2 protein-coding genes are annotated in these 9,530 nt (G+C 25.4%); both read right to left on the bottom strand.

Going from position 1 to position 9,530, the window contains the following annotated elements; genetic code table 11:
• Positions 1-8,237 (bottom strand): lipase family protein (locus AC30RD_RS03825; protein ID WP_489492925.1); only part of this gene is annotated, 8,237 nt, incomplete at its 3' end.
• 297 nt (positions 8,238-8,534) lie between these two features.
• A complete protein-coding gene (locus AC30RD_RS03820) occupies positions 8,535-9,428 on the bottom strand; it encodes a DUF4214 domain-containing protein (RefSeq protein ID WP_489492924.1) in 894 nt (297 codons plus the stop codon).
• Positions 9,429-9,530: the final 102 nt, after the last annotated feature.

The following is a 9,530-nucleotide window of genomic DNA, read 5'->3' as shown; positions in this document are numbered from 1 at the left end:
GGTTTTTTAATACTTTTAGGCATTACATTTATAATAGGAGATACTATCTCTTTTGCTCCATCGTTAAAACTAACTTTCCACTCAAATGCTTTATCAATAGATTCATTAAGTTGATATTTTTTACTCATAGTAGTTGCAACTTTTTTAAATTTAGAATCTCCAGATTTTTTAATAAACAAATTAAATTCTATATCGTCTTCAAATGTAGTGTCCCATCTAAACTCTATAATTCCATTATCAATTTGATATTCTCCTTTAGGTAAAAACGAATCTGCTTTAAATTTGTATATTTTCCCATCTATTTCAACACTATTTGCTAAAATTTTTTCACTTTTTCCTGAAACAATTTTAAATTTGCATACTCCAACAAAATCATTAACTATATAAGTTTTTGTTTTAGCTTTTGTCTCAAATATCTTACTCCAATTAGTATCAGTTGAACACTTTTTATAACCTTTGTAAAGATTATTATAACCTCCTATAGTCTCCCAAGAAAAGTTTAATGCTTCATGTAAATCAATAGCATTTTTATCTACACTAAAAGAGGTTATTTGAACGGGTTTTATAACTCTTAGACTTATTTGATCTGCACTACTATCCCCATTAGTTGTAATTGCTACAACTCTTAAAGAAATCATTTTTTCATTACTATTGGTCTGTTTATATGTATAACTTCTAACAGAAGTATCATAAACAGTTTTTAATAATTTACTATAACCATTAACTACTTTATATATTTGGAATTTATCTAATTTATCACTCTCTTTAGCCATAGACCAATTAATAGTAACTTCATCATCTACTTTTATAGTATTTACTTTGGTATCAATACTTACAGCAGGTGCACCAAAACCATCATTTAAGTTTGCACTAACTATTTGAGCAGCATAATCATATTTACCATCCGGATTAGCTAAAACTATATCTTTCTTTCCATTAATATCGATATTAGTATAAACTTCTCCAAATCCATATACTTTATTTCCTATAATTATAGATTCAACAGTTTTAGTTTTTCTATCATATATAACAATTTTATATTTTTTAAAATTAGTAAGCTCATATATAACTATAACATTATCAGGATATATACTAGCTTCTATATATTGAGTACCTTTCCCGTCTCTTTCTATTTCTGAATCTTTTAAATAAAACAATTCTTCTTTACTATTGTCAGATTTTAAAAGGAACAACTTATGATTATTATCTATGTACATCTCTTTTACATTAGAGTCATAGATTTTAATATCTCCTGCTAATTCGTTCTCTAAATATCCATCTGAATTATTAATACTATATTTAGTAGCTTCTATTGCTCTCATATTGTTATCTAATTTAAAAGTTACACCTTTACTATAAAAAGAAACAATATTATTTTTAATACTAACACTTGCACCAAAATACTGATTAACAATATTAAAACTATTTTTAATATCTGGATATATTTCTTTTGCTTTAACTCTCCAATTATTTACTTCTCCTTCTCTATTACGATAAACTAAATATGTTTTATTTTTAAAATTAACTAATTGTTGCCAATCAAACTTTGAACCCTCAGTTAAAATAGTTTTTGATACACTACTTCCATTAAGCTGATATTTTGTTGTACAATATGTTTTATAATTAGTAGTTATTAAAATTGGTGTATCCCCATTCACAATAAAATCTTTATACATTTCATCAGGCAAATTACCATCATCTATTATCCGGTTCTCAAATATTTTTTTAGGAGTAGATTTTGCACCTGTTTTAGGATTATATGTTAAATAATAGTATCTCCAATTGCGATTATTGTATGTTGTATGCCCATTACTATCTTTACCCCACCACCAAGCAATTTGTTCTATCAGTAAATGAGCTAAACCATTTTCATCAATTATTACTTTTTTAACATAGTTTTCAGTTTCGTGATGACTTGAATTTGAAGGAAAGTTATCATACTGCCAAGTAAATACATCTTTATATTGAGTAAATGGTTTTGGCACTTCTGTATTTTGTGTTATCGTAAACTTTTCAGATTTAACTTTTTTAAAGGCACCATTGGTATCTTTAATAAATATTTCTATATATGTATCATTACCTAAAAGTTTATTTTCATCAGGAATATTAAAGCTCATACTATCGGCATCATTAAATATACTATTTCCTCCAATTTTATACTCATATAATTTCTCGCTATTACTATCTGTTTTAATATATATTTTAAAACTCTCGATAGGTGTTTTATGCGAAGCACTATAAGTTACTATAATCGGTTCACCTAATATATAACTATCTTTATCTACATATAGCTCATCTATATTAACATCATTATCAAACACTTTAAATTCAGGAGACACAACACTAGAATATTTTCCAGACGGATTATAAACTTTAACTCTAAGTTGCATAGTTTGAGTAATAAGCTCTTTATTATTTGGTATAATCCATTCGAGTCTTTCACTTATTTTACTTGAATTATTTGTATATGTCTTTATATGATGCCAATTGTCATTTTTAGAAGTTCTATATTCCAATTCATATTTATCAATTTTTACTTGATCTTCAGCTTTTATCAGATAAGAAACCCTCCAACCTAACATATAACGATAGTCACCTTTTTGAGCAGAAAGATTATTTTGAATCAAATCACTATATTTAATTACTGGTAAATTATCTGACATACTATAATTAATAGATAAATCTTTTTTATCGTTTTTGCTATTGGCATCTATATCAAACAAACTATAATTTATTTTAAATCTAACAATATTTGCTCCATCAGTCAAAATATTATCATACAGCACTGTCTCTTGATATTCAGTTCCATCTGTATTAAATCGTGTAAATGTTCGCTTTTCTATTTTGTTGGAAAATTGAACCTTTACAATAACTTTTTCCTCTTCTCCAGGCTTAAGTTGTTTTTGCATATTACCACGCTTGTAAGCAGCAAACTCATTCTCTTTTCCATTTTTTACAAAATATGGAATAATATCTTCATCATCAGCCACTTCACTACCATTATTTCTAATAGTCACCTCAAAAGGAACCCATTCATCTATTTTAAGCTCACCTATCATTTTAATATTTGTTATAGCAAGGTCTGGTCCAGTTGATTCGGTAGTAAAACTCCATATTTCAGATTTAGGATACTCTCCACCATAGTAAGCACGGTCATGATGAGCCTCACGGAAAGTCACTTGCCAGTAGTAAGTAGTATTTGGTTTAAGTGGTCGGCTAAATTCATCACTAAAGTTAAATTGTTGCTTTTTACTTATCCAACCAGATTTGTAGTGTAAATTATCTCTACTCTCTCCTATACTTACATAATATTCTAATTCATCTCCATCTTTATCGGTTGCATTCCATTTAAAAACCGGAGTTTTACTTACATTTATACTACCATTTCTCGGAATCTGAAAACTATTATCTATTGTCGGTCTATCTTGTATATCTACCCGTATAGACTCAACACTACTCCACTCTCCCTCTCCCATACTATTAATAGCTCGTACTCTAAAATAATATCTTGTATCATCTTTTAAATTTGTAATTTTATATGATCTACCAGAATTTATTTCAACTCTTTTATCATTATTAAAATAAGAATTATCAGCATAAGACAACTCATATTTATCCGCATCTTTAACCTCATACCAAGATATATATGTAAAATTAGACATAGTTTTACTTTTTAAATCTTTTAATATTACTTTAGCTGGTTTTTCTTTATAATTTTGAGGTTTATAACTAATTTCTATAGTTTCTAATGGAATTCGAATTGAACCTTTTATTAAAGTTGGTTTCATATAAACTTTATTATAACTTTGAGCATTTTCTAATTTTTCTGTAAAACTACCTTCTGGTTGATTTTTAACAATTAAATTAACAAATTTTTTATAATTTCCATCTTTTTTATAAGAGTATAAAATTTCAATAAATTCGGTATTCTTTGTATTCCAAATTATTTTAAATTTATTATTTTCCATTATTGGGAAAATATTGATTTGAGCTAAAGGCTTATTAGGATCTATTTTATCTTCAAGTTCAATAGTTCCTCCTCTTTGAACTATTGTTGAAACTTTCCAATACTTTCCATCTATATTAACAATATCATATATTGTTTTCTTAAATAAATTATAAATTTTATCTAAAATATCCGGAATGCCGTTATTATTATCATCAAAAGCATATCTTGAGTCATCTTTCCAAGCATCTTCTTTATCTTCTATACCATCATTATCGCTATCATAGTAGTTCATTGTATAGGTTGCTTCTAAAATATTTCTTACTCCGCTATTTTCTAAAATAGCATATATTTTATTGCTACCAATATTTAAGTTTTTATTATCTATAGTTTTTTGATTATACACTTTTTTATTAACTAAAATATAACTTTTTAAGTTTTTACTATTATCTATTATTTTTGTGCCATCACTACTAATCTTTTGAGCATTTATATCTTTTAACTCATAACTAAAGCTCTCTTTATACTCTCCGCTATTTGGATTTAAGTTTAACTTTGCAGTTGGTAGCATAAATATCTTTTCTATAACTACAGCTAAATCGGCTCTTTTTATAAACTCTTTTGCTCTTGCACTATTTTCATTCATAAAAAGTCCAAAATATTTTGCAATTTTTGCATAATAAAGATATTGTGGACTACTAAACTCATCTTCATCACTAAAAGTTATATTTAAATCAAAATCTTTTATTTTTGCATCTAAATTTAAACTTTTAACTACAAGTTTAGCAACCTCTTCTCTTGTTATATAGCTGTATGCTATATTATCTTTTTTATCCATAGCACCATTATCAATTGCATATGTATAATAAGGCATAGCCCAAGCAGGTTCTATATCTCTATATAGATTTGTTGTTTTTAAATCAATAAGTTTAGCTCTCTTTTCAGCTTCTAAAATCATTTTTAAAGCTTCTGCATAAGTTGCATTATCTCTTGGTCTAAAAACTCTTTTTTGAGCATTACTACTATCTGGTTCTCCCCAAATAACACCTTTTAGTGTTCCAAAATATATACCATCATACGGATAATCGTTTGCATCTTTTCTAACATCACTATAAAAGTTTTCTATAGAGTTTTGATTAAACTGTAAAACATTAAACTCTTTTATAACTTTCTCTTTTCCGTCATCTAATGCAATCTTGATAGTATGAATACTCTTTCCATCGTTAAAAGAAGCAAACAATCTTTTTGGATTTTTTGGATCAAACCCTACATATCCACCAGCATCATCTTTTACACTTAAACTTACATTATCTCCATCCGCATCAAAAGTTTCTATCTCTAAAAAGGCAGGTTCATTAGTAGAGCTAACAAGTTGAGTTATCTGTCCATCTGCCAATCTTGGTGGATTATTTGTGCGAGTAAGCGACCAAAAGGTAGGACTTCCGTTAACAGTAACTATTTTCCCATTGCTATCTTTAAACTGTAGTGTTAACTTATTGATAGTTTCTGAGCTATTTGGAGTAAGATTAACTTTTAGAGTTTTACCATTTTTAATAAAATCAGCCTCTGTAATACTATTATTATAATTGTTACTGACTATTTGAATATTCAAATTTTCTATATTTTGATTAAATATCCAAGTTTTTGAAAACATATTTTTTTCGATATGATAATCATATGGATACTCACTTGTCAAAAATAATGGTTTTGAATAACCTTTTAAAAATTCTAATAAATTCGTAACTGGATCAATTGTTCCATCTTTATTTAATGCCGCATATTGTTTCTTTCCTTTTCTAACTTCTACATGGACATGCCACGCATTATTTGAACCTTCATCTCCTTGAATACCTAATTTATCACCAATATTAACATATTGACCAACACTCACATTTATTGAATATGCATGTAAATATATGACACTAATATCTTTTTCTTGATTATAAATACTTATCAAATGATATTTACCATTTTTGTTAGCGGCAATAACTTTACCTGAACTCAAAGAGTAAAAAGGATGTAATTTATTAGAGGGATTACCACCTACTACATCTTTTGTTTGAAAATCTATTCCGGCATGTCCAGAATTTCCATAATATAAATTTGGATTATCTCCCCAATTATTATAATTATAATTTAATTTAGTAATAGGCAATTTAAATAGATTACAAGCTATAAATTGATTAGCTGTTAAATTATAATTATCTTGACATTTGAAACTATTATTACCAGTTTCATTTTGTTCTATCACAATATTTTTATAATCAGCCTTAATCTCTTTTAATGCCTTTGACAATACTAAATCCAATCTTTTTACAAAAGTAGCATCACCTAACTCTTGTATCTCTTCTAACATTAAATTATTCAAAGTATAAAATTTGCTCCAAGCTTCTTTAACTTCAGGTTTATTATCTATATTGTCAGATACTTTTTTTGCTAATTTATATTGACTATAAAATGGACCTGCCCATGGAATAAGTTCTATTAATGAATCACCTAAATCAAAAACTGCCTCTTTAAGCTCTTTATTTGCAAATATAACTTCATTACTACCGGCTATAATATTTACTCCAATATCAACAAGTTTTCCAAAAATAAAAGCATATGCTTTAGATTTAGTATTATCTTCAAACTTAGCTTTTATCAACTCTCCAGTTAAACCTAAAACATTTTTTACTAAATCTAAACCTTCTTGATTTTTATTAATAACACCTTTTACATAATCATTAATAGTAAAACCAGAATCTACAAGAGCTTTAATAATTTTAAATTCAGGTTTATTCATTATTTGTGTCATTTTGTATATATGTGGAGCTACTCTCTCTATCTTATTCCCAATTTTTGCAAAAATTTTTACAGCATTTTCTACTTTTGAAAGTTTTTTCCCAATAGTTGGAAATTTTATTATAACACTATTCAATTTTCCTGATCCAAAAGTATAAATATCAAGTACAGCAGAAGCAGAGTTTAATACGGTTCCCCAAGCCAATTTTGCATAATCGTCTAATTGAAGTGATTGCGAACTGTCTATTTCATCTTTTGCTGCTTCCAAAAGATCTTTTTTACTATTAACTATATCTTTAATTAATAGTCTAAAATTTTGCCCTAAATCACCAAATTTATCAAAATTTACAAAAATACCTAACTTTTTTAATTCATATAAAAGTTTTTTTCTTTCAATCTCAGTCAAATTAGAACTTATAAATTTATCTCCAACAACACCTTTATTATAAGGATAATTTTTTAATAAGCCATCTATTATATCAAGTTGCATTGAAGTAAAATCATAATCAAAATTGTCTTGTTTTGTATTTTTAATATTTTGTTTTATTATAGAAGTCATATCGATATACCGATATAAATTATATATATATCCTTCAAGTTTATGTGCTACTCCTTGACAAGCTGGTCTTTTTATATCATCATCACCAAACCATGAATTTGCAAAATTTTCCAACTTATACAAACCTCGAATATCACAACCAGGATAAATACTACCTTCTTGTCCATTGGACTTAAATCCAAAGCTTACACCATCCTCAACCCTTTTAAGATATGTTCTAAAAAATTTTTTATAAGCAAGATGATATATAGGATCAAGTTCATTAGCTGTTTCAATAATATTAAGAGGTTTTGTTTTAGAAAAATAACTTTGAAATTTTGAATTAGCATATGCTATTGGAGGAGCACCAAATGTATAAACAAATACGTGGTCTTGTCGTAAACCCCGTTCCCTCAATGAAGCACCATAAAGCTTTGCTACTGCACCACCCAAACTATGACCGACTATAATATAAATTGCATTTTTGTCAATAACAGGCTCGTTATTCCTAAATAATTCAAAATAATAATTAAAACCTTTATGAACTTTTAAATTATTGTTATCATAAAAATCATCAGAAACACCATATAAATCAATTATTGCATCAGCTTTTGAATCTGTACCTCGAAAAGCAATAATTTTTAGTTTTTTGTTTTGATTGTTAACCTGAATAAATTTTTCTAACATTAATCCCTTAACACTAAAAGATTTACTTCCATAATTAAAAAATTCAACTTTTGCTGGATCAAAACCATTATCTTGTAAAAAAAGCTTATCAATATCTTGCAATTGAGTCTTATAAGCAAAATTACTAATTTTAGCCATCAATAATGCTGTTTTTGGATTAGGAACATTATTTTGAGTTTTAATATAATCTGAACCCTGCAAATGAAGATTATATAATCCGCTAGAAATTGAAGCAAAAAGCATACTATTTAATAAATAAATTAAAATAATTAACTTTTTCAAAAAAACTCCTTTATAAAATAAAAATCTATTATTACATTAACATATAAATATTACAAAATGATTACAAAAATTTTTATAAAAGATATTAAAGTAAGATTATCGATTTTATGGGAACTATTTAAGAAAGTTTAAAGATTTTTGTTTTAACAACATATAAAAAAGTTAATTTTTAATGTAAGTTTTGTGTAAAACAAGGCAAAAATACACGCTTTTTACACAAAATTGCATATATTTTATTGTCAAGTATTTTAAAAAAAATCCTTATTTTCTATTTAAATGTTAAGATTTTACACACTATTAATACTCTAATTTTAATTTTCTGCATAAATTAAAATATTCTTTTTGATTTTTAAAAAAATAAATAATCTGTTGTTTTGTTAATCTACCACTTGTTAATATATTATACCAATTTTTTAGACCTTTTTGATCTGCTTTTCTGTTAAATGTAATATAATATAAACTTTGTATAAAGGTTTTATTATCAGCATTTAAAAGATTTAACTCTTTTATTTCTTTATTTATTAACTCACTACAACTAACTTCTTTATATTTAATATTTTTTATTAATTCAAAATAGTGTCTTAATCTAATATTAGACATATTATATATTGTTTGTAAATAACTATAAGTAAAGTCAAAATTTTTTATTTTATTTAATTTACAAAAATTTTTTACTTTTTTAGAATTTAAAAAACTTTCAATTATAATTTTTTTATATTTAATATCTTTTACTCTATTCATCCAAAAATTTTTTTCTTTTAAAGATGGTTTACGATTATAAAACACTAAATAAATTTTATTAATCAATTTATTTAAATTATTACATTTAGAAGAAATAATATCCATATAAAAATTTAAATCTATTAAGTTGTTTGCTAAGTAAAAATATAATGCTTCTTTTTGATTTTCAGAAAAACTTAAATTAAATGTTTTTAAACTTTTATTTATAAATTGTTTTAAATTGTTATATTGTATTGTATATGTTTTAGCACCGGCAAAAAATATTTTTTTATCTCTTAAATTATTTAAAAAATCATACTCTAAATATAAATTTATCTTATTATAAATATTTTTTTTAACTCTTTTTTTTAGCATATTGTAATTAATTTGTTTTTTGCATCCATCTATATTTTTGCAAAAAATATTAGATTTATTACAAAAACTATTTTTCTTATTAAAAACATTAAACATTATTAAACTATTTTTTAATAAAAATTTTACTTTACCTAAAAAATTATTATTTAATATATATGTGTCGTTTCCTCCGGAAATATGAATAATATCTTTATTAAT

This window comes from Nitrosophilus sp. (assembly GCF_982775275.1).
This window is presented reverse-complemented; position numbering and strand designations above follow the sequence as displayed.

What these genes read in the sequence shown, in the direction of transcription:
- AC30RD_RS03820 (WP_489492924.1), bottom strand. Translation starts at nt 9,428, where the DNA reads ATGTTTAATGTTTTTAATAAGAAAAATAGTTTTTGTAATAAATCTAAT.